At 53.9% G+C, this 23,334-nt stretch carries 19 protein-coding genes; 3 read left to right on the top strand and 16 right to left on the bottom strand.

All coding sequences use genetic code 11. The features are described from left to right. Positions 1-408: 408 nt before the first annotated feature. The 3 genes from D7M11_RS15050 to D7M11_RS15040 form a co-directional block, all read right to left on the bottom strand. The gene (locus D7M11_RS15050; protein ID WP_158606615.1) at positions 409-1,659 is read right to left on the bottom strand and encodes an extracellular solute-binding protein; all 1,251 of its coding nucleotides are present in this window, start codon (positions 1,657-1,659) and stop codon (positions 409-411) included. Positions 1,660-1,874: 215 nt separating this feature from the next. Beyond that, complete coding sequence (locus D7M11_RS15045) at positions 1,875-3,356, bottom strand: HEAT repeat domain-containing protein (RefSeq protein WP_240041121.1); 1,482 nt, start codon at positions 3,354-3,356, stop codon at positions 1,875-1,877. Between the two features lie 241 nt (positions 3,357-3,597). Then, positions 3,598-4,212, bottom strand: coding sequence for a 3-keto-disaccharide hydrolase (locus D7M11_RS15040; protein WP_158606614.1), 615 nt, complete (start codon positions 4,210-4,212; stop codon positions 3,598-3,600). Between the two features lie 201 nt (positions 4,213-4,413). Here D7M11_RS15040 and D7M11_RS15035 point away from each other — a divergent pair, with 201 nt between their 5' ends. Further along, a complete protein-coding gene (locus tag D7M11_RS15035) occupies positions 4,414-5,172 on the top strand; it encodes a hypothetical protein (protein ID WP_120748046.1) in 759 nt (252 codons plus the stop codon). Positions 5,173-5,253: 81 nt separating this feature from the next. Here the strand turns inward: D7M11_RS15035 and D7M11_RS15030 are convergent, their stop codons facing one another. From D7M11_RS15030 to D7M11_RS15005, 6 genes are all read right to left on the bottom strand, one after another. Beyond that, positions 5,254-6,897 (bottom strand): glycosyltransferase, encoded by a 1,644-nt coding sequence (locus tag D7M11_RS15030; protein ID WP_158606613.1) that lies wholly within the window; start codon positions 6,895-6,897, stop codon positions 5,254-5,256. A 120-nt stretch (positions 6,898-7,017) separates the two neighbouring features. Beyond that, on the bottom strand, positions 7,018-8,394 hold the full coding sequence (locus D7M11_RS15025) for an SMI1/KNR4 family protein (protein ID WP_120748065.1): 1,377 nt from the start codon (positions 8,392-8,394) through the stop codon (positions 7,018-7,020). Positions 8,395-8,444: 50 nt separating this feature from the next. Further along, entirely contained in the window at positions 8,445-9,530 is a 1,086-nt protein-coding gene (locus tag D7M11_RS15020; protein WP_120748044.1) for an ankyrin repeat domain-containing protein, read from the bottom strand. Positions 9,531-9,599: 69 nt separating this feature from the next. After that, entirely contained in the window at positions 9,600-10,475 is an 876-nt protein-coding gene (locus D7M11_RS15015) for a hypothetical protein (protein ID WP_120748043.1), read from the bottom strand. Positions 10,476-10,782: 307 nt separating this feature from the next. Further along, the gene (locus D7M11_RS15010; protein WP_120748042.1) at positions 10,783-11,268 is read right to left on the bottom strand and encodes a DUF2975 domain-containing protein; all 486 of its coding nucleotides are present in this window, start codon (positions 11,266-11,268) and stop codon (positions 10,783-10,785) included. Positions 11,269-11,363: 95 nt separating this feature from the next. Next, the gene (locus tag D7M11_RS15005) at positions 11,364-12,407 is read right to left on the bottom strand and encodes a LacI family DNA-binding transcriptional regulator (protein WP_120748041.1); all 1,044 of its coding nucleotides are present in this window, start codon (positions 12,405-12,407) and stop codon (positions 11,364-11,366) included. A gap of 308 nt (positions 12,408-12,715) precedes the next feature. Here D7M11_RS15005 and D7M11_RS15000 point away from each other — a divergent pair, with 308 nt between their 5' ends. Beyond that, complete coding sequence (locus tag D7M11_RS15000; protein ID WP_120748040.1) at positions 12,716-14,671, top strand: right-handed parallel beta-helix repeat-containing protein; 1,956 nt, start codon at positions 12,716-12,718, stop codon at positions 14,669-14,671. 127 nt (positions 14,672-14,798) lie between these two features. On the opposite strand, the gene D7M11_RS14995 is transcribed toward D7M11_RS15000, so the two are convergent. From D7M11_RS14995 to D7M11_RS14970, 6 genes are all read right to left on the bottom strand, one after another. Continuing rightward, complete coding sequence (locus tag D7M11_RS14995) at positions 14,799-16,127, bottom strand: ABC transporter substrate-binding protein (protein WP_120748039.1); 1,329 nt, start codon at positions 16,125-16,127, stop codon at positions 14,799-14,801. A gap of 149 nt (positions 16,128-16,276) precedes the next feature. Continuing rightward, positions 16,277-17,002, bottom strand: coding sequence for an ABC transporter permease (locus tag D7M11_RS14990; RefSeq protein ID WP_120748038.1), 726 nt, complete (start codon positions 17,000-17,002; stop codon positions 16,277-16,279). A 4-nt stretch (positions 17,003-17,006) separates the two neighbouring features. Then, entirely contained in the window at positions 17,007-17,720 is a 714-nt protein-coding gene (locus D7M11_RS14985) for an ABC transporter permease (RefSeq protein ID WP_120748037.1), read from the bottom strand. Continuing rightward, positions 17,717-18,631 (bottom strand): ABC transporter ATP-binding protein, encoded by a 915-nt coding sequence (locus tag D7M11_RS14980; protein WP_120748036.1) that lies wholly within the window; start codon positions 18,629-18,631, stop codon positions 17,717-17,719. Before D7M11_RS14980 ends, D7M11_RS14985 begins: the two co-directional genes overlap by 4 nt. Before the next feature lie 117 nt (positions 18,632-18,748). Then, the gene (locus D7M11_RS14975) at positions 18,749-20,113 is read right to left on the bottom strand and encodes a HAMP domain-containing sensor histidine kinase (protein WP_240041119.1); all 1,365 of its coding nucleotides are present in this window, start codon (positions 20,111-20,113) and stop codon (positions 18,749-18,751) included. Next, positions 20,110-20,781, bottom strand: coding sequence for a response regulator transcription factor (locus D7M11_RS14970; protein ID WP_120748035.1), 672 nt, complete (start codon positions 20,779-20,781; stop codon positions 20,110-20,112). The genes D7M11_RS14975 and D7M11_RS14970 overlap by 4 nt, the downstream gene beginning before the upstream one ends. A 240-nt stretch (positions 20,782-21,021) precedes the next feature. Here D7M11_RS14970 and D7M11_RS14965 point away from each other — a divergent pair, with 240 nt between their 5' ends. Continuing rightward, on the top strand, positions 21,022-21,921 hold the full coding sequence (locus tag D7M11_RS14965; protein ID WP_120748034.1) for a helix-turn-helix transcriptional regulator: 900 nt from the start codon (positions 21,022-21,024) through the stop codon (positions 21,919-21,921). A gap of 93 nt (positions 21,922-22,014) precedes the next feature. Here D7M11_RS14965 and D7M11_RS14960 read toward each other — a convergent pair whose 3' ends face one another. Next, on the bottom strand, positions 22,015-23,331 hold the full coding sequence (locus D7M11_RS14960) for an ABC transporter substrate-binding protein (RefSeq protein WP_120748033.1): 1,317 nt from the start codon (positions 23,329-23,331) through the stop codon (positions 22,015-22,017). Between the last annotated feature and the right edge of the window lie 3 nt (positions 23,332-23,334).

The following is a 23,334-nucleotide window of genomic DNA, read 5'->3' as shown; positions in this document are numbered from 1 at the left end:
GCTGACTTCGTATTTCCGGGCAAGCACGCCCGTACGAATCCCGGATAGCGCCTCTTGCGCTACCTTATTTCGGACTTCTTCATATACATGATTCCTCTTTTTCACGGCCCTTCACCTCTTGAATATATTGTACCTGATTTCCTATGGTACTCTCCAATTCAATTAGGGGGCTAAAGAGGATCCGGGTGCTTTTGACCGGATTAACGGAACTTGCGCTTCCGCTATCGAGCCGATTTCACCCCTTCACAGTACAATAGCGGAAACTTCTCTTCCGTTATGCCAGACCGTAATCGGGAGAACGCCCCCAGCGACATGTGTGTCTAGACCATTTCAGAAAACGCCCCGCTGAGCGCAAAAAAGGCCGCCGATCTTGACGATCGGCAGCCCCGGGCAACACACTGGAAGCGGTTACTTTTTCAATTTTTGCAGCTCTTCGTTAATGACCTGCGTCATTTTCTCGTCGGCTTCGCGCAGGGCGGTGTTTACGTCTTTGTTATTATACAGCATTTCCGTAAAAGCGTTGATCGGAATACCGGCGGCGCTTCCGACCGGCACGAAACCGAACGGCTTGAGTACGGCTACCTTCAGCTTCGTAAAAGCGGCTACGTTTTTAGAGGAGAGCTCGGGAGTGGCCTTGCCGAACTGAGCGTTGATTTTTGGATCTTTGAGCACGGACGATTGCAGATTTTTAGTCATTTCGGTTTGTATCTCATCCGACAACAGCACCGAGATCACTTGCATGGCCGCATCTTTGACCTTGCTGGCATTCGTGACCGACATCATTGGCGAATCGACGCGCTGGCCGACGCCGGGCGCCACCTTGTTGGTCGGGTACGTGACGATATCCCACTTCAGATCCTTCATCGCCAGCAGATCGGGAATTTGCCCGGAATAGCCGGAGAACATAGCGATTTGCCCGGTTTTGAAGCCGTTGACCGTATTCATTTCCTTCGGCATAATGTCCGCGCCCGGCATTTTGTACAAACTGTACCAGAGCTGGAACAGGTTTTTCCACTCGTCGGTTTGGAACACGGACTTGTTGTTTTTCAGGTCAACGAACGGCAGGCTCGCCTGGTACGCTCCGCGGTATACGTTGTCGGGGAACAGCCCGTAATACTGGGTTCCTTTATCGTTGCGGGTTAATTTGACCGCGATCTCGCGGGCATCGTCCCAGGTCATGCCGTCCTTCGGATAAGGGACGCCGAACCTGTCAAAAATATCTTTATTGTAAAACAGGGCGAACGTATTGTTCGTCATCGGCAAGCCGGTATAATAGTTGAAACCGGTCACAGTTTTGATCGATTCCAAATATTCCGGACTGATCCGGTTCAAGTCGATGCCGTTTTTCTTGATCAGCTCATCCATGTTGTAGTCGATGCCAAGTTTCGTCAAATCGGTCAAATTGTACGGGTAGTTGATGACCATATCCGGAATGGAACCAGCGGCCACCAGCTCGTTCAGACTCATTCCTTTATCGGCTACGTTGATGCGTTCGATCGTAATATGCGGATACTTTTGCTTAACCGGATCGATAAAAAAACGCTTCAGGTCGTTATCGTTAACGATACCGCTGTGGACTGCAATTTTCACCGTAACCGGCTGGTTGTTCACCGCCGCCTTCGCCGCATCGGCCGGCTTCGTGGAATCGGATGGCGCCACAGTGGAACCTCCACCTCCGCAAGCGCTTACAAAAATAATGGGAAGCATCGCGGCAATCGCTTGAACCTTTGTCTTTTTGAACATATCGGACACCCCGTTCCTTATATTCGCTAAAGCTTCTGTCTATCCCGCTGCCAATCCCATAATCGGTTCCGGAGGGACGCCCCGGACAACCGGCTGCGTCAGCTGTATGCAGGCCGTCCCTCCGCCTAACCTTAAAACGTTGAAGCTTTGGTCGTAACCGGACACCATCTGGCCGCTTGCAAATAGGAAAGCAAAGCATCCAACGCCTCATTCGTACGGATACGCTGCAAGGCGGACGCTGCAATCGCAGAGACATACCGCCCCCCCTGATCGGCTTTGGACGCTGCAAGCATCGACAACGCGAAGCTGTCATCGTTCAGCGCTTTGGCGAGCGCAGGCACCGCATCCGCCGCCGCCGGACCGAGACGAGCCAGCGCCAAGCCGCTTAAAAAGCGGACGTACTGGTCGGAATCGGCGAGCGCCTCGCTCAGGGCGGGCACGATCAAAGAGGCAGGCTGCCCGATCATGCCGAGCGCTTCGACCACATGCTGGCGAATAAAAGGCGATTCCTCCTGAAGCAGCTCGATCAATCTCGGAACCGCTGCGGACGCGTGCTCCCGCATCTCGCCGAGCGCAAAAGCAACTTGACCGAGCACATCCCGTTCGGCGTACGTATCGTCCAGGGCGAGCATAAGCGCAGGAACGGCTTTCGGACCCATAGCCGCCAAAGCGTGCGCACATAGACGGGGAATGGAGTACTTTAAGGGATGGACAACGCCCTCAGCGGAATGCTTGAGCCCTCTCAGCAAGACGGGGATCGCTTCCTCGCCCATAGCCGCAAGCGTATAGGCGGCATTCAGCGCCTCGTTCTCATCTTCGCCGAGCAGCACTTTTTCCAATTCATCCGTGCTACCGGTTCCTGCTGCGGTCTGCTCCATGTCCGAACGGCCTGCCTCATGGGCTTTACCGGACATCCAATTCCACACATGCTCCCATAAAAGCCCGTTGTCCTTAACGGGATGCATCTGCTCCGGCGGCTGCCACTCGGTGCGGCGATTGTTCCAAGATGGCTGCTTTGGCGCTTCTGTGCGGAAAAACAAAAATTTCAGCATATACCGGTCGTTAAGCGAAGTATTCGCGGTCGCCCGGTGCCATATATCGTAAGAGATTAGAGCGAAAGTACCGGCTTTGCCGGTTACCGGAATGCGCATTTCGGAGTGCGTATCGATGTTATAGCGGTTTTGCGAGCCCGGGATAATATCGGTTGGTCCCATATCGGGCGTCACGTCTTGTGGATAATAAAAGATCATCGCCGACCACGGAACATGGTTGCGCGTCTTCTCGTTCCCCCAGTAATTGTCCTTATGCCATCCCCCGTCGCTCGTTCCCGGACGGTTGAAATGTCCGTGTCTGTGGGCATGCATCAAGTAGTCCGGGCCCAGTACGCTTGTCAGCGCACCCTTGACGACCGGATTCTCGAACAGCTGCCCGACTTCCGGGATGCGCGGCACGAGATTGTTGCCCGGGTTGCCTTCCTGGGCGTACACTTCGTTCATTTTGCGGATTACGGTCTGATGAAACTGCTCGGAGAAGTCGGTCTGCAGCTGTACGTACCCATGAGCGATAAACTGCGCAATCTGATCATCGCTTAATAAATATTTCGAGTCGATCAAAGAAATAACCTCCCCATTTGGGTCATCACTGTTTTTAGTTTTCAATCCGAGTCTTGCGCTTGATCTTTCATTCAGTACCTGAAACCGTCAAGTTCCACCCCCGTAGTTTTAAATAATATATATTATATATAATATACTCGATATTTGTTTGGCCGTCAATTGCCACCTGATCGCGCGGCAAGAAGAAAAAAACCGCTCCGGGGAGCGGTTCAAACGTTCTTGCCATATGGAATTAGCCGAGCTAAAGCGGCAAAATGCTGATGTTGCGGAATTCGACATAGCCGCCATGGTCCTGTAAGCCGATATGGCCTCGGCGCGGGCGGTCCTTCCATGCGTACTTGAATTTGTTAGCGGTTCCGTCCGGATTTTGGCCGGGCACGCTCCAACGGTTTATATCGGCGTCGACGACAACCGTACCATTCAGCTCGAGACGAATCAGGTTTTGATCGCAGCGGATACGGACTTGATTCCATTCGCCTGCCGGACGCACCGCATTGGAAGAAGGCGCCTCCAGATCGTATAACGCTCCAGAGCTGTGCTTGTCCATCGTCTCCTTGGCATACGTATCCAAAATCTGCATCTCGAGCCCAGTATGTACAGGGTCGTTCAGATCCGTCCAGCGAAAGAAAATGCCGCTGTTGACGCCGGGAGCCGTTTGGTATTCCAGCCGCAGCTCGAAATGGTCGAACTGCTCAAGCGTAAACAGGTACCCGCCGGTAACGCCCTTGCATACCAAATGCCCGTCCTGGACAAGCCATCCTTCCGGATGACGCGTCGCCGCCCAGCCCTCAAGCGATCGGCCGTCGAACAGCAGCCGGTATCCTGCCTTTACTTCCTGCTCCGTTAAAGCATTCATCCGCGATTCCTCCTCAGTCCCACACCATGGTAAACAAGACATCTACTTATTTCGCCCTTCGGCACGCGGCTCCTGCCGTATCCGCAAAAAATAACGCGGCCGTGCCGAAGTCCGCCATTCCCTGCGGCTTCTATCCAAAGATAGCGTCTTCCCCGCCAGGAATGCTACAATACTCGTATAAGACAATAAGGCGGTGTGCCCATGGAATACGCGTTCATCATCGAGCCTCTCGCGTTTACGGCTTTCGAAAGCGAGGACGAGCAAATTCGGCAGTGCAAGGAATGGGGCTTGCTGTCGGATAAGGCGGCGAAAGCGAAGACGTATGCTTACAAAGGATATGGCACGAACATCGCCTGCCAAATCGTAGGCTATGTCGATAAAATTACCGCCGTGATCGAGCTGGAAGGCGGCCAGCGGCATTGCATCCACCCGGCGTATTTGAAAGAAATGCAAGCTTCCAGCTTCGCGCGGAGACTCACTTCGTCCGCGGAAGAAACGGAGCCGACCGCCGCCGAAGAGCCTGCCCCCCCTCCGACAGAGGAAGAAGCTCCGGATGCCGCGATCGCGCTCCCGGCCGAAGAAGAAACGCCCGCGGCCGAGCAGCAGGAAGACACCGAGGAAACGGCCAAACCACCAGGCAAAGCGAAAAAAGGGAAGGCCGCAAAGCTGGAACTTCCCGAGGATAAAGTCAAGATGGTCGCGACGGTGCAGGAGTTTACGACCGTCCCGAACAATTTCTCCGACAACGACGATGAGGTCATCATCTACGAGGCCGTTTCCATCCAGGAGCCGGAGCTCGAGATCGGCACGGCGTGGTCCAGCAACAGCGCCACCCTCAAAAAGCTGGAGCTAAACGTAGGCGACGTCATTACGTTCGAAGCGAAAATCATTGCCAAAAAATTGACCAAGCATCCCGTACCGTACAAAATCAACAACCCGTCCAAGCTGCAAAAACAATAGCTGCACGAAAGGGAGCGCCTCGGGGCGCTCCCTTGTTTTATTCCTTGGTGACATTCGGCTTCTCGGTCGTATGGTCTTGCCTTACTCGTTACGGTCTGCGATGGAATAAACGGCCAGCAATTGATCTCCGTCCCACTTCGTGCCAGGGATACGCCGGCAATCTATGACTTTACGGAACATGCTTCGACAGCCTTCGATCCATTCCGGGAAATCGCCATCGTCAAACCGATATTGATGTTCGTCACTAAGCGGCTCCGATTCCCGGTACGGAACGAGCACGATCAGGTAACGTCGCGTGATGCGGGCCAATCGGCGAATAACCGCGATCGGATCTCGAAGATGCTCGAGCGTGTTCGAAGTAAGCAATACGTCGTCGCTATCCTCTTCCTTAATCGCAGTGATATCTCCCACCCGGAACAAAAGCTGCGGGTAATGGCGGGTTGCCTTCATGATAGCCACTTCGGAGAAGTCGACACCTGTCAGGCGAACTTCTGGAAACGCCTCCGACAGCACCTGAACGCCGTCGCCCTCCGCACAACCAAGATCCGTAATGCCAAGTTTGTGCATACGAATGTCTTCTACCAGCCAATCTGGCAAATGCTCCAGCATCAGCCTGGCGAAAAACGAGGTCTGATCCCGTCCCCTCCACTGTTCCCAGTTGTTCTGAAACCGTGTATTCCAATAATTCCGGCTGTTGATCCGGTTATCGGCCTGCGCAATACTCCGGAAATGCCCGAGCATCATGAGATGGACGACAACGGGAGCGATTCTCACCTTCCACTCTTGGCTTTGGGCATAGCGGATCAACTCATCCCGATCGGTCGGTTTCTCCATGATGCCTTCGATAAGACTTACCCATTCCTCAGCCGTCTGTCCGGTTAAAACCGGCTCGCTGTTGACGGCTTCCCGGATCGGAGTCGAGACAACGGGGACGCCCGCCGCCATATACTCGTACATTTTGAGCGGAGAGCTGCTGTTCGTCATATTCCTCACCTGGAACGGAATCAGCCCGACATCGAAATGTCCGACATAAGCAGGCAGCTCGCCGTACAGCTTCCGGCCGGGAAATACGACGTTAGGCAAATCCGATAAAGTTAATTTCAGTGTAATATAGTCCGGACCGATCAAAAGCAATGTCCAATCAGGTCTTAGCTCCGCGACCCGGCGAAGTATGTCGCCGTCAATCCACGTAGAGATAGAGCCCATAAAGCCCAGAATCGGCCGCGGTAAAGAGGCCATATCCATTGGAGCAGGGAGCGCTGCCGCATCGGCATAGTGAGCGGAATCCACTCCGTTAGGAACGAGCAATACCGGCTTGCCCGGAAATTCCGCCATAACGATTTCTAGTAAACGCTGGCTGACGACCGTGATGATGTCGGCCGCTTCCATGGCAGCTCTCAAATCGGCGTTATGCCACATCCCGAATTCTTCCGTACATTCGTCGATATAATCAAAAACAATGTAATCGGCCTGCAGCATTGGCTTCATACGAAAATGCGGGGGATGCGTGACCCATAATATAGTCGGCGTTTGGGACTTCTCATTCCTGTAGCCGTTGCCTGTCACCTGAACTCCTTCTCTTAGCTGAATGCTGCCGTCTGCGCGGCCCCGCTCCATAAAGACGGCCTCGTGCCCGGCAGCTGCGAATGCCTTCATAAGCTGCTGCGGGCGCTGAAACACTTCCGCGCCTTCCCATTGTATCGTTGGCGGATAAATGAACTTCATTGCTGGCTTCTCTCCCTTGAACATGCTCTATGCACCAATTTAGTTTATACAGCATGGACTAAGAGGTGAGCCTTTTTTTCGTTCGACAAAAAGTTGGTATCCGGCTCGGGCAGCTCTCCTCTACTGCTCCGCTACATTCTCTCCCGAGCGGAGAGGCAGACCGGTTTCGATAGCCGCCAGCTTATCCGCCAGCCGCTCGGCTGCGCCTTCCGCAAGGCGTAATCCCCCTTTATCGGTTACGATCTCCCCCTGCTTGATCCGTTCATCCAGCCAGCTTTCAATAAAGCCCGGCGCATACCCTCCGGTGCCGAATCCTTTCGCAAAGGCGATCATATTTACATAATCCGCCAAATACGACTCCCGAGTTACCTCAGGATTGGACGCGGCATACAGCCCGAACTGAATATCGTACATCAGCATGGAAAGCTCATCCGCATGCAGAGCAAAAAAGCCTTTTTCCTCAACAATCCGGGTGCAAATGCCGCGGATGACCGCTTCCATCCGCTTGGACGCATCGGCCTTCTCGCATAGCGACTGCAATAACGGCGAAAATGGCGCATGCTTCACCTTATGCAGCGCATCAAGCTTATCTTGCTCCGAGGTATCGAACACCTCCTCGCCGACCAGCCCTGCAATAAAAGCCGCAAAGCTGGGAGCGAGTGCCGTAATCCGGTAATCGGCTTCCTGATCCACATGTACGACAGCGGGCTCGCCGTCCCGGCCGCATACGCGATAATCCAGCATAATCACATCATGACCCGCTGACGGACAATCGCAGATGACGACCCCGATGTCCGGGTAACCCCAATCCTCCAGCATAAAGCGGCTACCTAGGCTGCCGCATAGGCTGTATGGCTTCTCGCGCCCGATCCCCATAATGCCCGTAATGGCCACATGATCCTCAGCCCAGGAAGTAGGTACCGCAGTCGGAAAACAAGTGTTCGCCGGTATGCCGCCATTTTGCTGCTGCATGAGCCAAATATAATCCGCAGGCAGCTTGTACCCAAGCTCCTCCTCGATGGAAGCGATCAGCTCATCAGTAGGCGAAGCCTCGACATAAGACTCATCAGCATAATCACTCCGCTCCCAGAACTGGCTGAAATCGCGCTCGCGAAAGGGCACCCTGTCCAGCTCTCTGATCAGTTCCGCTTGCCGCGCCAGTATATTGCGGCAATCCGTTATATACTCCCGTACTCTTTCATCGCCGGGCTCTAGCTCCTCGGCCTGCTCGAATGCCGACAAAGCCTCTTCCCATTGCTGCATGAAAAAGTAAGCATACCCCACGCGATAAAACCAAACCGAATCTCGTCGCTTTACCTTCAGCAACTGCTGCAACGCTTCGGTATAACGGCCTAAATTATTAAGCGCACGGCCGTAATGGCCCACTATTTCATCATCCCGCTCGGTCTCCGGCAGCTGTTCGATTGCTTCCGCAATTTGGTCGTGCCGGTCTTCCTCATACCAGTTTGCCAGCTTATCCAACATTTCTTTGGTCATCATGCCACTCCTCTTCTACTCTATGTAATCCATTTGCGAGGAAGCCCGGACTATAGCTCCCCTTCCATAAAGGCGATCAACAGCTTGTCCGCTTCGGCGACGAACGCCATAAAATCGCCTAAATCCGCATACTCCTGATGCTCTTCGTCGTAGCAGCCGATCCGTTTCGTTTTCGGATTCCATGCGAGAACAAGATGGGAGTAGTTGTCCACGTTTGCAGACAGACGCAGCAGCTTCTGGCGTCCAGCCTTCATCGGAACCGTATCGGTCAAGGATAGAAACTGTACATACGCGATGCCGTACTCATTGGCCCGCAGCTCGAGACGAAGCGCCTCTCCGGTTAAAAACTCCACCAGCGGCTCAGACAGCTTGAACGGCTTCAGTTCATATTTTTTGTTTTCCAGATCGTGGAATAATGGCGGCTCGGCAGCCTTCAGATAGACGGCAATCTGTTCATGCTGCTCATGCTGTCCGCTCACTGCGATCGTATAGGCACGTTCGCCGCCTCGTTCGGCGATCGTTACATCGGCTCCGCGTTCCATTAAATATTGCACCATCGCCAAGTCGCCGGCACGTACGGCAACCGTGAGCGGCGTCGCTTGATACGGGTACACCATATCCGGCTTGTTGAAGTTGATGTCCACGCCCTGATCGAGCAAATAGGCGACCATGTTCCGATTTCGGTCCGATACGGCTTTGCGCAGCACCGAACCGCCGTATTTCCGTATGTCCAGCCCCAGCTCCCGGATGAGCGGGATATTTTCTTTTTTGCCGTAGTACGCTTGATCGTACGCATTCGATTTCACCTGATTGAGCAGATGCAGCTTGGCTCCTCGCTCTACCAAATAGCGGATCACCCGTTCCCCGCCGTACCGGACAGCCGTCAAAAACGACGGGTCGTCCTTCCGGTTCAACTCGGCGCCATGCTCCACCAGCAGCTCCACCACTTCCAGCCGGTTCATCATAATCGCCAGTTCCAGCGGATACACATCCGTGTACCGGCTTAGTGTCATGGGGCCGTTCACATCCCAGCCGCTTGCAAGCGCATCGCGCAGCGCCGTCACATTCCCCTCATACAGCAGCATCGCCATGTCTGGTAATGTTTCGAAATTCCCGATATCCTTGAGCTTAATCATGCTACGCACACCCCGTCTAAGAAAATGGGTCCGCCGACCCGGATACGCCTTCCCATTATGGTTCGGCGTTCACCAGCCAGCCAGCACAGCCGTCAAATCTTCCCGCAACAAATCCGTCCGGTACGGAAGCTTCTTTTTCCTCAGCTTGCCGTCCAGCACCGCGACAATCTCCAACAGCTCTCTTTTAAACAATTCCTTCTGCTTCTCTAGCGGAAGTTCTCCCTCCTGTCGGGTAAAGTGCCTGGTCACCTCCAGCTTGAGCAGCCCGCCGCGCTTCGCCAGCTTGCCGAACTCCAGCCGGGGACGAATATAAAACTCGCCGGCGAAGCCTGCCGGAACGTCCTCCTCGGAATGAAAGTACTCATACCGAACACTTGGCGAAGGGTCGTCATGGTGACTAAACCAACAACAGACGCCCAGGTAACCAAAGCTCTCTCCGTATACCTCCTGCCGCATGTCGCGATCCAGCTTCGCTCTGAGCTCCTCCAGACTGTCCACAAACGGCTGCGCGGATTGCTGGTAATTGCCGGAACCGACCAGCCGAACCGGGTTTTTCGGCAGCGGATTGCGCTGGGTAGCTATTGCCGGGATCCCATAGTCCGTGGGATCGCGTCGATCGTCAAGTACAAACGTATTGCCCTGCTTGCTCCATCCCCTGGACGATCCTTCCACGACGTCAAAAGTACGGGTACGCAGACCGGAATAATAGGAACCGTTGATCCATTTCTCGGCAATCGCCTCCACAGGCTCGCGCTCCCCCCAACCCGTTATACGCAGCGCTTCGCATAAACGCACGAGCCTGTTCCACTCTTGTATATTCGCATAGGCCGCATAACGGTCAAACTCTGCAAACAACGCCTGACGCAGCCTATCTTGCGATGACGCTTCCTGTATAAACGCACTCAATTGTTCCAACGTTTCCGTCTGGTAGATTTCGTTTAACATACCGATCCTCCCGCGCTGCTTTGCTCCATCGCCACATTTTCATATATAACGATTTCTTATAGGATAGACATGATTCCTCGTGAGTACAAGGGAACGGGGAACTAATATCGACGATATCGGCGCAAGATATCAAGCGGCAGCCTATTGGCACGGCGAGCTGGTTCTGAATTGCTTTTTCAGGCAGCGCGGGCTCCGCAGGACGAACATAAGCATTAAAATGAAAGGCCCGACATCGCTTTTTTGGCGTCGGGCCTGTTTATTTTATGCTATGTCAGCTTCTAGTGTTGGTAATGGTCATATCCTCGCCTCATACTGTCAAATCATTTTCTGATTGTATGGTAATCGCTTCTTGTAGGAGCCGCTGGAGAATAGCGGCAAAAACGGCGATAACCAACGAAGCAAAAATGATGATGAGACCGATGAATCCTATAGGAGGGTCGACTTTCCTCGCTATAAAATAAAAGATCGGCTGACCTAATACATACAAACCACAGATTGTAATCGCACAGCGCTTTATGTTCTTTAACGCCTGTACTGATGATTCCGAAAACGCAGTGTTCTTGTCCATGTAACGTAAAAGATTGAAAGCCTGATAGAGCGCAAAGTAAAAAGGCACAGCCGCTCCATACATCACGATGGAAACGAGATATTTCATTGGGGCAAAATGGGGATACAACTTTGCTGCGAAATTCGCTAGATGGGGCACCAAACATATACACAATGCAAGGACTGCAATTCCAGCCAGAACAATAATTACCTTTAAGAAAGTGGTTGAATCCCGTTTAACATTCATTAAAACACCCCGCTTTTTTCATGACAACCTGATTTTAGCATATGATTTATCGTTTTGGAATAAATTAATGTTGTTTTTTACTATATTATTATTGTTTATACGCACGACACAACGGTCGCCCCTTTGTAAAAATCGCCCTGCAGCATCGTATGCTCATACGGCGCGTTCGGATTGGCGATACGCCACAGCATGCGTTCCGCTGCACGGGCTCCCGATTCCCGAATCAGGAGCAGCGGGCGGGACAGCTCGGGAATATACGCGTTGACTGTATCTTCCAGACTGATGAGCGATACATCCTCCGGAATGCGAAGACCGGACATCGTACACGCCTGGTAAACCCACGGCAAATGGTAGCTGACGCCGCATAAGACCGCTGTCGCCTGACGTTCGCGCACTTGATCCAGCAGATGCTGTATTTTCATGTCCCGCTCGAGACCCCGAATATGTATCAGATGCTCTTCTTCGCGCGCTTCGATGCCATGCTCAGCCATCGCCATCCGAAACGCATCCCAGCGCATCACGAATCCGCGTATCGCCGTATCCAGTTCACCTACATACAACACGCGCCGATGCCCCTGCGCCAGCAAATACTGAACAGACTGATACACGGCCGTTCCCGCATCCCAAATGACGCTGTCCACTTTCCAACGCGGCGTAGGGAAATGAATCAGCACACGCGGAATGGCGCATGTGAGCAAATAATCGATTTGGTCCGTAGGCAGCGTCGGGGTCAGAAACAATCCGTCGCAGTATTCCAACTGATGCAGCTTGACCCATTGCTGGATGGATAGGCTGTCATCGGACGCCAGCGCAATTTGCTCCACCGTATGGCCATACTCGATCATCTTTTTCTGCAAGCCATCCAAAATGAGCGGATTCATATCATACGAATCGGTGCGCGCAGAGACGATCAATTTAAACCGGTAGGTCTTGCTGCTGCGCAGCGGGATATGCTCGATCGTATGCGCCTGCTCCTGTTCCTTACTTCGGTAGCCCATCTCCTTCGCAAGTTGGAAGATGTGATGCCGCGACTGTTCCGACATCCCGGGCATCCCGCGCAGCGCTTTGGAGATCGTCTGAATAGACAAGCCCGTTTTGGCAGCAATATCCTGCAGCGTTACTGCTTTTCTCTTTTGCATATACGTTCACTCGTCCCCGCTGAATGGTCAGCCGTTATTGAAGGCGATTCTAGCCGATAATTACAATCAGTTTAAATCTATTTCGCCTTCTTTTCAACTGCCAAACCAAGATGAAAATGGAATTCTTACTTTATTTCAACTTAATTTCGAGCAAAATTTTCATTTTTAAACCACTTTTAAACTAGATAATAAAGCAAATTACCACTTATTATGATGTTGTAAGCGATTACGAACCAGCAACAACACGCAGCGTTATTAAGATTTGATTGTACATCAGCCGTCAACCAAATCCCTAGGAGGAATCCGCTATGACCGACCGCATCCAATCGAATCCTGAAACTTCGCAGCAACAAGACCATTCCGCCCCCTCCCCTCACCCGATAAGCCGGCGTAAGGTGCTGGCCGCACTCGGGGCAACCGGTATCGCAGCAGCGTCAACTGTACTGTGGAACGGAAACGATCCAACATCGGTATTTGCCGCCACGGACGACACGTACGGGAAGACGCATTGGAAAGACTTGCTATATCTTGGCCTTATGCACTACTGCATCGCGGTCACGGTCGCAGAGCTGCGGGCGTTAACGGAACCGGATGCGGCGTTTGCCTACTATGTGACCAATCCCGGGCAAGAAGGCTTTTTTCAATACGATCCCGCCGATACGGGGACGCCGGATAACACCGGTACGGTGCTCGTCTCAACAAACGGCAAGCGGTTCAAGCGACATGTGACCGATTGTATCGTCGCATCGTGGTTTGGCACCAAATCGGACGGCGTTACAGCGGATACTGCCGCTTTGCAGGCCGCTTTACAAGCCTCTCAAGGGAAAACGCTATACATTCCAAAGCAAACCGGTCCGTACTATTTAACCGGCCAATTGTTTGTTTCGAGCCATACAACGATCGTCCTGGAGTCGGGAACGATTATCCAGGCCATCGACACATTAAGCCGTGTGGCTCCGTACGAGCGGCTGCTGCGGATCAAAATGGTGGAAAACGTCCGCATTCAAGGAAACGGGGCAACGCTGCGCATGAACAAAACGGCGTTTACAAGCGGCGAACAGGCGCACTGCATCGACATAAGCGGCTCGCGCAACGTTGTGATTGAGCAGTTAAACTGCAACGATAGCGGCGGCGACGGTTTTTACATTGGCAACTACGAGGTCGTCTCCGGGGTCGGCCCCTGCAAAAACATTGTGCTACGCGACTGCAGCGCAGACAACAATCGCCGGCAAGGATTGTCCGTTATTTCCGTGGAAGATCTGCTGGTGGACCATTGCCGTTTCACGAATACAAAAGGAACCGCGCCGGAAGCCGGTGTGGATATAGAGCCGAACGGGCAAAGCGAATATTTGCGCAACATCCGGTTTATTAACTGCGTGTCGGAAAACAATGCCGGCGATGGCTTTATTACCTGCTTGATGAAAACGACGAGCAAAACCCCGATTATCGATATTACGTTCCAAAGCTGCCGCACCAAAGGAAACCGCTACGGCTATGAAATCAACCTCGGCGGCGAAGGAGTCAACGCAGAACGCGGAGAAGTGCGCTATATCGACTGTATTGCGGAGGAAGCGAATGCCTCCGGTTTCTGGGACATTTCGAACTCGGCGGAAAGCGTGCGCCGCTCTTATATCCGCTGCCGGGCGATCAACTGTAATACGACGATGCAGCCGGACAGCATTTACGGGTTCAGCTCTTCCTTTGTCATCACCTGCGCCGATTCGCAAGTGCGGACGGTCGTCGGCAATGCGGAATATATCGATTGCCAGTCGATCGATAATCGCCAAACCCCGCTGATCAAGCATGGCTTCGCGCTGAAAAAGCGGACCGCGCAAAAAATTGCCAATGTCCGCTACTTCAACTGTACGACGATTGGCGGCAACCAAAATACGTATTTGATCGATTCGGTCGCCGAGCATATTTCCGCTGTCAATCAGCCGCAATTGATCTACCCGGTTGCAGCGTCGATGACGATTCCGTATGACCGCATCGGCTCGAAAATGACCAACAAAACAGCTACAGCTCCCGCTGTTCTGACGCTGCCGGTACCGAAACCTGCGATGGCGTTTACCTTTGTCGTCGATGCGGCGCACCGCCTTGCGCTGCAAGCCCGTTCGCCTGGAGACATCCTTACTCCGGACGGCGCAAAATCCGTTATTGCCTGCGCGGTGCCCGGCAGCTCGATTACATTGATGGGCCGCGACGATAACAAATGGGAAATCGCCTCGATCGTCGGCGACTGGCTGACCGACAGCCAGGTGTAGCTATTCCTTCCCATTCGTTGTTTGATGTTTTCCAAGCTCCGCACCAGCCGCGCTAACCGAGTCCAGGCCATAAAAACGAAAAACCGCGCCTGAAAACAGGCGCGGCGGGTGCCGAATGTATACCGTTTTACTTGCCTTGCAGCTCGGCGAGCTTCGCATCGGACTTCTCTTGTACCGTGCGCAGAGCCGTATTTACGTCCATAGCTCCGGTAGCGATGTCTTTTCTTGCCGCTTCTACATAGAAACCTACGGTGCCGTCGTATTTCGTAATGGCCGGCTGGACCGGCTTCGTTTTGAAGATAGCCTGTACGTTTTTACCTTGGAATTCCGGGAGCTTGGAGCCATACGCTTTCTTGATATCTTCGTTTTTGAGTACGCTTGGCGTGCCGAATTCGCTCATCATCTTCTGCACTTCGTCCGACGTAATGACCTTGAGCACTTCTACGCCTACGTCCCGGTTTTTGCTGACGTTCGAGATCGCGAGCATGTGGATATCGACCGAACGCCCCTTGCCCAATTGCTCCTTGAAGTTGGGCAGCGATACCATGTCCCATTCCATCTTGGCCAGCTCCGCCTTGTTGTTGACGACTTGCAGCGCCCAAACCGGCAGCATGGCGACGTTCTTGTCCTTGAAAAATCCGTTGGCGCCGTAGTCGTACTTGCCGGCGTTGACGAATCCCGGAATTTCGTAGGCGGCCTTGAACATGTCGTAAATTTTGCGCCAGCTCTCATTGTTGTTGATCAGCGCTTTCCCCGTCTTCACATCGGCGTACGGTAGTGACAGCGACGACGCGACGTTGGAGATCGGACCCGGATCGAAGCCGATGTAGTTCACGCCGCCATCCGGACGCGTCACTTTTTTGCCGAGCTCGATCACTTCGTCCCAGGTCATGCCGTCCTTCGGGTACGGAACGGCGAACTTGTCGAAAATCGCCTTGTTGTACAGCATGACGCCCATATTGGCGGAGAACGGAACCCCGTACATTTCACCCTTCTCGCCGAACGACTTGATCGCATCCACATAAGGTGCATCGAACCGGCTGAGATCGAGTCCGTTCTTCTTAATCACATCGTTCATATCTTGCTGGAGCTGCAAGTTCATGTAAGTCGGAAAGCCGACGTTACTGCCATAATAAAAATCGGTAAACGATTTGGCGGCAACCAGCTCTTCGATCGTTGTGCCTTTGTCATGCTTGACCACTTCGAACGTAACATGGGGAAGCTTTTGCTTCAGCGGCCCGATGATGAACTGCTGCAGGCGGTCATCCGAGATATTGTTGAAATGGTTGTACATCGTTACTTTTACCGGCTCCGGCGGCTTGGCCGTCTCGGTCTTTTGCTCGGGTGCCGTTCCTTGCTTCGCGTCTGTCTGAGCGCTACCGCCGCAGCCGGCCAGAGCCGCTACTGCCATAAGGGCAAGTGCCGGGCCCAGTTTATTCATGTGAAGTGCTTTCATGGTAATACCCCTCTCTTCTTAGGACGAAATCGTTTTCATCCATATCATACCGTGAGGAGAGGTCGAAAGCTTTATTCAATTAATCGTTTTTTTTGTGATCTCGTTTATGATGTAGTTCGCTTTTTTTGCACTATCGTACAAGGGACGCCTCAAATCGATTTATGCCGGAAATAGCCGAGTCCAGTTATGAAAAAAACGGCGAAGCAAACGAAAATAACGGTAAACAGCGTTCCGGCCGGCACCAGAAACGCGCCGAAGCTTTCGCCCGAGGGAGGAAGCATAGCCAGCAGGGGCTGGGCCCAAGGATAATAAGGGCCGTACGTTTCCGAGTTGGCTACCAGTATGTTCGGCAGTGTGAAAACGACGTTGACGGCTAGCGGCGCGGCGAAGCTCGACCAGGCAACGGAAACGGCAAGCTGCAAAGCGGCCAGCGGCATGCAGGCGAGCAAGCCGCCCAGCGCACTTTTCGCCACGATCCCCCACGGAACCGGCTCAGCAAATCCTTTGAGCGTACCTACCGCAAGCAGGCCCGCCACTAGCAGCAACTGCGTGAACGCAAGCAGACCGAGCACGATCGCGAATTTGACGACAAATACGGAGGATCGTGAAACGGGTAGCGCGAGCAGTTGCTTCCATCCGCCTCCCGCATGCTCGTACCTGCAGACGAAGGCCGAGAACACGCCTGCGAGCAGAGGCAGGAACAGCAGCGCATGCAGCGTAGCCATATAGGTCAGTGTTTCCGTCCACGGATTCACCGTACCCGACTGCGAACTTAGCAGGCCGATAACCGCCGCGATAACGGGGCTGACGCATACAAGCGGGGCGATCGGCGATTTTCTCAGCTTGAGCAGCTCCGAGCGAAATAGACGTATCATCCGTTTACTGCACATCCTTTCTTGCGAAATTCGCCGCTCCGGCCGCATAAACGGCGAGTCCTACCGCCACGCCTGCGGCAACAAACAGAAGCGGCTTCTCCCACGTATCCGCGACATAGGGCCATTTCAGCGGCATCCAGTCCGGGTACCAGGCTGCAAACATGGACGTGATGGCGCAAGTAATGCCAACCGTGAGCGGGATCGCCTGATTTTTGACGATGACGGAAAGCCAGGTTTGCAGCGCCACGAGCGGCATCGCAGCGAGAAACGGGTAATAGATCATCCTGAGAATCGTCCCGAACGGGATATCCGCACCGTAGCCGAGCGCAAGACCCAGTACGATTGTACCCGCCCCGAGCATGGTGCTGGAAGCGGCCAGCAGCGTGCAGGCGAGCAGGAGCTTCGCCGTATAGACGGACAGGCGGGAAACCGGCAGGGCAAGCACCTGTTTCCAGGCGTTGGTCTGATGCTCGACCGTCGCGATCATCGAGATGACGATCGCCAGCCCCATCAGCAGCGTCGGAACCGCAAGCAAACGCGTATTGTACAGCACTCCGCCCCACAGATCGTCCGCATACAGCTTGGTTAAATAATCGTAGCGGAGCGCGAAGTTCAGCCCTTGCAGCGCCACCACGCCGAGCGGGCCGAGAAAGATGAGAAACCAGATCATTTTTTTGCGGATTTTGGCAAAATCCGCGCCGAGTACGCGCCAGATCACAGACTCGTCGCCCCCCCGGTAAGCTCCAGAAAAATATCCTCGAGCGATCTGCCCTTCTCCTCCACCCGGTATACGGAGAAACCGTCTCCGACGAGTTGCGATACGATCTCCGCGATGCGATCATTCGGGGCGTGAGCGACTTCGAGCTGCGACTCCTTCAAGCTCGCCTGACAGCCGTTAGCGAGCAGCCAGCTGCAAGCTTTTTCCGGTTCGTTTACGGCGATCCGGATCGTGCTTTTCGACTTTTGCCGGAGCGCCGTTATTGAATCCTGAAAAATGAGCTGCCCCTTCGTAATAATGCCTACCTCCGTCGCCATCTGATCGATTTCGGATAACAGATGGCTGGAGACGAGGAGCGTAATGCCATGCTCCTTCGGCATTTTCTTGATCAGCTCGCGGATCTCAAGGATTCCTGACGGATCAAGCCCGTTTGTCGGCTCGTCCAAAATCAGCAGCTCCGGGTTGCCGAGCAATGCCGTAGCGATGCCGAGCCGCTGTTTCATGCCGAGCGAGTAGCCTTTAACCGCCCGATTCGCCTCCGCGGTCAAGCGGACAATCGACAGCACCTCGGCGATCCGCGAGCGGGGCACGTCCAGAATGCGCCGTACCGTCTCCAAATTTTCGATCGCATTCAGATGGCCGTAGTACGACGGATATTCGACCAGCGATCCGATCTTGCGGAGCACGGCCATCTTCTCCTTGCGGAGGTCTTTTCCGAACAAACGGATCGTGCCTGCCGTCGGTTTGACGAGACCGAGCAGCATTTTGATCGTCGTCGTTTTCCCCGCTCCGTTCGGACCGAGAAATCCGTAAATGTCGCCTTGTCTGAGCTGGAGACGGACATCGCTTACGACCCTTCGCTTGCCGATTTCTTTCGTCAGCCGGTCCGTCTGCAAAATATGTGAATTCATCGAACATCACCTCGTTATTCATCTTAAACGGGTCAGGTTAAAACGAATGCCGGGCGAAGTTTAAATTTGGTTTAAAAATGAAATGCGGGGAGCACCGAAAAAGAAAAAAGAACCGCGTTAACGGTTCGTCTGGTCCGGCACAATTCTAATGCATGTACCGGTGCTGTCGCTTTCTACGACCGATTTCAGTTTCATCTCTTTCAGCATCAGACCGGCGATGGAAAGTCCGATCCCCGCCCCCGCGCCGGGCGACGTTCCGCCCATGCCCGGCCCGCGATCCTGGATGAGAACGGCCGCGTCGGAGCCGCTTGTCTCGATGCGAACGGCGGCATATTTACCAGCGGACGCGTGGCGAAGCATGTTCTGGAAATAGTTGTCGAGCACACGCTCGAACCATTGCGGATCAAGCGTCCAGTAGACCGGATGCTGCGGCAAATCGAACTCGGCCGTAAAACCTTCCTTCTCGAACGCCGGGTACCAGTGCGCACAGCATGCCCGTACAAGGCGGACGATATCGGTTTGCACCGGCCGGTACGGGTATTTGCCGGAGGTGAGCAGCGTGTACGACAGCAGGTTATCGATCAGCGCGGCCAAATACTCGATCTTCTGATCGATCAGATCGATCGATTCCCGTCCCTTGTCGTCCAGCGCCTGCTGTCTCAAGCTGAACGCATGACCGCGAATCGTAGTCAGCGGCGTTCGCAAATCGTGCGACAAACTCGCGATCAGCTGCCTTCTCAGCCCTTCCTCCTCCGCCTCGCGAAGCCTGCCTTCCTGCAATTGGCCGATCATCGCGTTAAACGCCAGCTCCAGCCGGCCGACCTCGTCCTCATTTAAGGCGCGTATCGGGGCGGGAATGCCGTTCTCTCCCGGGGTCGTCATCGCCTGCTGCAGCCGGAGCAGTCGCTTGCGGATTTTGTAAAAAAAGATATACGAAATAAAAACAAACAGGCCAACGATCAAAAACGTCAAAACGAGGATGAAATACGTATACCGAAGCCCCCGCTGCTCGCTGGCCGGCCCGATCGACGCGCGCGGCATCTGCATCACGATAAAGCCGTTATCCTCACTCTCGCCGAGAAACGCCACGACTGTGAACGGGTCCCCGCCATAGCTGCTTTTCATGAACCGGACCACCTCGGTCGAGGTCCAGATCGGCGGAAGCTGCTGATGATCCGGGAGACGGAAAACGGTGCTGCCCGAAGCGTTCACCCAAAACAGCGAAACATCGCCATACTTCGCGTGAAAAGCGGTCAACGCTTGTTCGATCTGGTCGCCGGAGGCAACCGCGAGCCGCTTCGCCTCCTCCTGCCATGCCTGCTCCAGCTGGCTGCTGCTCGGTTTGGAATCCGCGCCCCGATCGCCCGGAGGCATTGCAATAGCCACGATCATCCAAACGACCGGCATCGACAGCGGCAGGATCACAATGGCGAGCAGGATGATGAGCACATATTTAGACAGCAGCGAATGCCTCAGTCTCACAGCTTCACCCTGTACCCGAGGCCGCGAATCGTCTCGACGATGGCCGGCGAGCTAGGATCGAGCTCGATTTTCTCCCTCAGGTAGCGGATATGGACCATTACCGTCTTGTCGCCTTCCATGTAAGGCTCTCCCCATACCGACTCGTATATTTGCTCCTTCGTCATGATCCGGTTCGGGTGCCGGAGCAAATACATAAAAATTTGATGCTGCTTCCCGGTCAGCAGCAGCTCCTCCCCGGTCCGGCTGTCGACGATCCGGTTCGTCTCCGGCTGAACCGTCAGATGGCCAAGCACGATTTCCGCGGCTCCCGCCCGGTCGAACCGGCGAAGCAGCACCTCAATGCGGGCGGCCAGCTCATCCGGATGGAACGGCTTGGTCAAATAGTCGTCGGCGAATTGCAAACCTTGCAGTTTGTCGTCGACGGACGTGCGCGCCGACAGCATCAGAATCGGAACGTCCGGCTGCTCCTTCTTCAGCCTTTGCCCGATCGTAAAACCGTCCAGCCCAGGAAGCATAACGTCGAGCACGACCAGATCTGCCTCCTTCACATACAGCAGCGCATCATCTCCCGACCGGAGCCACAACACGTCAAATCCCCGCTGCTCCAGATCGCGCGCGACCCAGGAACCGATCTCGCGATCGTCTTCGATATATAACAGGCGCCTCATGCGGCCTTCTCTCCTTTGTTTGTCTGATCTCCAAGTGTCCGGCGCAAGTGTCCGCCGATTTCGCGGGACATCGCGCCCAAGCTATCATATCATAAGCGGTCCATCCGTTGAACGCGACCTGAGACGGAGGCACTGCGCTTTGAACCTGCCCGGGAAGACGAAGGATTTTACCCGGTCCGCGCAGAACACAATAACGGTCAAACACGGCTGTCACCCGACTCTGGAAAGGATTGGACGAAAATGAGATTCCCCCGATTCCGGATCAAGCAAGAGTTCGTCATCCATAAGCTGATTACGTGTTATTATTTCGAGCTGGCCAAAAACTACGCCTTCGCCGGGGAATCCCACGATTTCTGGGAATTCCTCTATGTCGACAAGGGCGAGTTCATCGTGGAGACCGGCCGCGAAAGCCGCCTGCTCCGGCAAGGCGAGCTGCTCTTTTTGGAGCCCGATCTGTTTCACGCCACCCGCGCCAACGGCACGATTGCCCCGAACATTTTTATCGTTTCGTTCGAATGCCGCTCTCCCCGCATGCAGTTTTTCAAGGAGCACTTCTGGTACCGTTTGGAAGAACGGGAACGCGAGCTGCTGGCCGTTTTGATGGAGGAAGGCGAGAACGCGTTCGGCCCGGACTACTCCGTACCGCCGCGCAAACGGCTCGTACGCAAGCAGGATGCTCCCGTCGGCGGCGAGCAGCTGTTCGTTCTTACGCTGGAGATGCTGCTGATCCGGCTCGTTCGCCTCGAAACGGAAACGAAAGTAAAGGCCAAGCTCCCCACTTCTACGGGAGATAAATCCGATTCCGATATCGCCGATCTAATCATCGCTTATCTGGAGGCGAATCTGAACCAGGATATTACGCTGGAGCAAATCTGCCATTCGTTCGGAATCGGCAAAACGCAGCTCAGCATTTTGTTCAAAAAAAAGACGGGCTGCAGCGTCATCGAATATATCAGTCAGCTGAAAATCGCCAAGGCGAAGGCGTACATTCGCGAGGACGTGTACAATTTAACGGAAATCGCCGAGCTGCTGGGTTACAACAGCCTGCATTACTTCTCCAAACATTTCAAAAAAATAACGGGCGCCTCGCCGTCCGAATACTCGAAAATTTTGAACAAAAATTTGTTTAAGCGCGTATGAAGCCGCAGCGGATAAAGCTAAAAGCCGGAATCCCGCATGGGGGACTCCGGCCGAACCGACTGGCGAAAACGGCCGCTTGCGCGAACCTTACCGCTATTTTTTCTTGTAATCCGCTATGAACTTGACCGCTTCTTCCTCCGACTGGCGGAACGCCGTATTGATATCGAGCTTTTGCTTGATAACCTGATCCGCGTATTTCGCATAGTTGGTGACGATATTCGCATCGTACGGAGCTTTCGCCGGAATCGGCGCGAATTTGTTGAAGAACACCGATTTGAAGTTTTTATCTTTGAACGGCGAATCTTGGCCGAGCGCGTTTTGCACCGCTTCGTTTTTGACGACGGGCATGATCCCTTTGCGGGACAGCTCCATCTGGAAGTCGTCCGACAGCATATATTTCAGCACTTCCATCGATTCGTCCGGATGCTTGCTTAGCTTCGTAATGCCGAAGTAAAACGGATACGACTGCGAACCCACGCCGGGCAGGTCCTTGAAGGTCGGCAGCGACACCATATCCCAATTCACCTTCTGAAGGTCGTCCGGCAGGACATACACGAGACTGGACAAATAGGCGTACATGGCGACGTTCTGGTCTTTCAGGAATGAGTTGATATCCGGCACTTTATTCGCTTTATCCAAATACTGTTTGTATCCGGCATCGGTGAAAGGATCGAGGAACACGTTTTGGAAGAACGATTTCCATTTGTCGTTAGAAGCTATCGTCGGCGTTTGCGTCTTCAGATCAATGTTCGGAATCGAATACGGATTCATCCGCATAATATGGTTCGGCGACGTCGTAAAGCCGAAATATTGCGTCCCGCCCTCATTGCGCGTCATTTTCTTGGCGATGTCCAGCATCTGATCCCACGTCATGCCGTCCTTCGGATACGATACGCCGAATTTGTCAAACAGCGTTTTGTTGAAGTACAGCACCATATTGTTCGTATGAATCGGGATGCCGGTCAGCTTGCCGCCCGAAGACTGGCGGATGCCTTCGACGACCGTCGGCTCCAGCTTGCTGAGATCAACCTTATGCTTCTTCACCAGCTCGTCCATATCGATCTCCAGTCCGTTCTCGAACATCATCGATTCGTAATTGCCCGTCGAGATGAAAAAGATGTCGAACTTCGTACCGGCCGTCAGCAGCTCCGGCATCGTGCTGCCCTTGGCGCTTTGAATATATTTGATCGTGTAGTTCGGAAACTTCTTGCGAATGGAATTGCCGAACCGGTAATCGAAGCTTTCCGTCGGATCTCCGTTCGAGGAGTAAAATACGATTTCGACCGGCTCGCTCGGCTTGGCCGCAGCCGCTCCGTTCCCTTCCCCGTCGTTTGCTTTCGCCCCGCAGCCTGCCGTTACGGCAGCCAGCAGCGATAGCGAGAGCACAGTCGCAGTGCGTTTTTTAAACATTTT

Origin of the sequence: Paenibacillus ginsengarvi, from assembly GCF_003626695.1 — a bacterium.
Taxonomy (GTDB): Bacteria; Bacillota; Bacilli; order Paenibacillales; family NBRC-103111; genus Paenibacillus_AB; species Paenibacillus_AB ginsengarvi.
The sequence above is the reverse complement of the archived record's forward strand: the minus strand, read 5'-3'. Positions and strand labels throughout refer to the sequence as shown.

What these genes read in the sequence shown, in the direction of transcription:
- D7M11_RS15040 (WP_158606614.1), bottom strand. Translation starts at nt 4,212, where the DNA reads ATGAATGCTTTAACGGAGCAGGAAGTAAAGGCAGGATACCGGCTGCTG.
- D7M11_RS15035 (WP_120748046.1), top strand. Translation starts at nt 4,414, where the DNA reads ATGGAATACGCGTTCATCATCGAGCCTCTCGCGTTTACGGCTTTCGAA.
- D7M11_RS15030 (WP_158606613.1), bottom strand. Translation starts at nt 6,897, where the DNA reads ATGAAGTTCATTTATCCGCCAACGATACAATGGGAAGGCGCGGAAGTG.
- D7M11_RS15025 (WP_120748065.1), bottom strand. Translation starts at nt 8,394, where the DNA reads ATGACCAAAGAAATGTTGGATAAGCTGGCAAACTGGTATGAGGAAGAC.
- D7M11_RS15020 (WP_120748044.1), bottom strand. Translation starts at nt 9,530, where the DNA reads ATGATTAAGCTCAAGGATATCGGGAATTTCGAAACATTACCAGACATG.
- D7M11_RS15015 (WP_120748043.1), bottom strand. Translation starts at nt 10,475, where the DNA reads ATGTTAAACGAAATCTACCAGACGGAAACGTTGGAACAATTGAGTGCG.
- D7M11_RS15010 (WP_120748042.1), bottom strand. Translation starts at nt 11,268, where the DNA reads ATGAATGTTAAACGGGATTCAACCACTTTCTTAAAGGTAATTATTGTT.
- D7M11_RS15005 (WP_120748041.1), bottom strand. Translation starts at nt 12,407, where the DNA reads ATGCAAAAGAGAAAAGCAGTAACGCTGCAGGATATTGCTGCCAAAACG.
- D7M11_RS15000 (WP_120748040.1), top strand. Translation starts at nt 12,716, where the DNA reads ATGACCGACCGCATCCAATCGAATCCTGAAACTTCGCAGCAACAAGAC.
- D7M11_RS14995 (WP_120748039.1), bottom strand. Translation starts at nt 16,127, where the DNA reads ATGAAAGCACTTCACATGAATAAACTGGGCCCGGCACTTGCCCTTATG.
- D7M11_RS14990 (WP_120748038.1), bottom strand. Translation starts at nt 17,002, where the DNA reads ATGATACGTCTATTTCGCTCGGAGCTGCTCAAGCTGAGAAAATCGCCG.
- D7M11_RS14980 (WP_120748036.1), bottom strand. Translation starts at nt 18,631, where the DNA reads ATGAATTCACATATTTTGCAGACGGACCGGCTGACGAAAGAAATCGGC.
- D7M11_RS14970 (WP_120748035.1), bottom strand. Translation starts at nt 20,781, where the DNA reads ATGAGGCGCCTGTTATATATCGAAGACGATCGCGAGATCGGTTCCTGG.
- D7M11_RS14965 (WP_120748034.1), top strand. Translation starts at nt 21,022, where the DNA reads ATGAGATTCCCCCGATTCCGGATCAAGCAAGAGTTCGTCATCCATAAG.
- D7M11_RS14960 (WP_120748033.1), bottom strand. Translation starts at nt 23,331, where the DNA reads ATGTTTAAAAAACGCACTGCGACTGTGCTCTCGCTATCGCTGCTGGCT.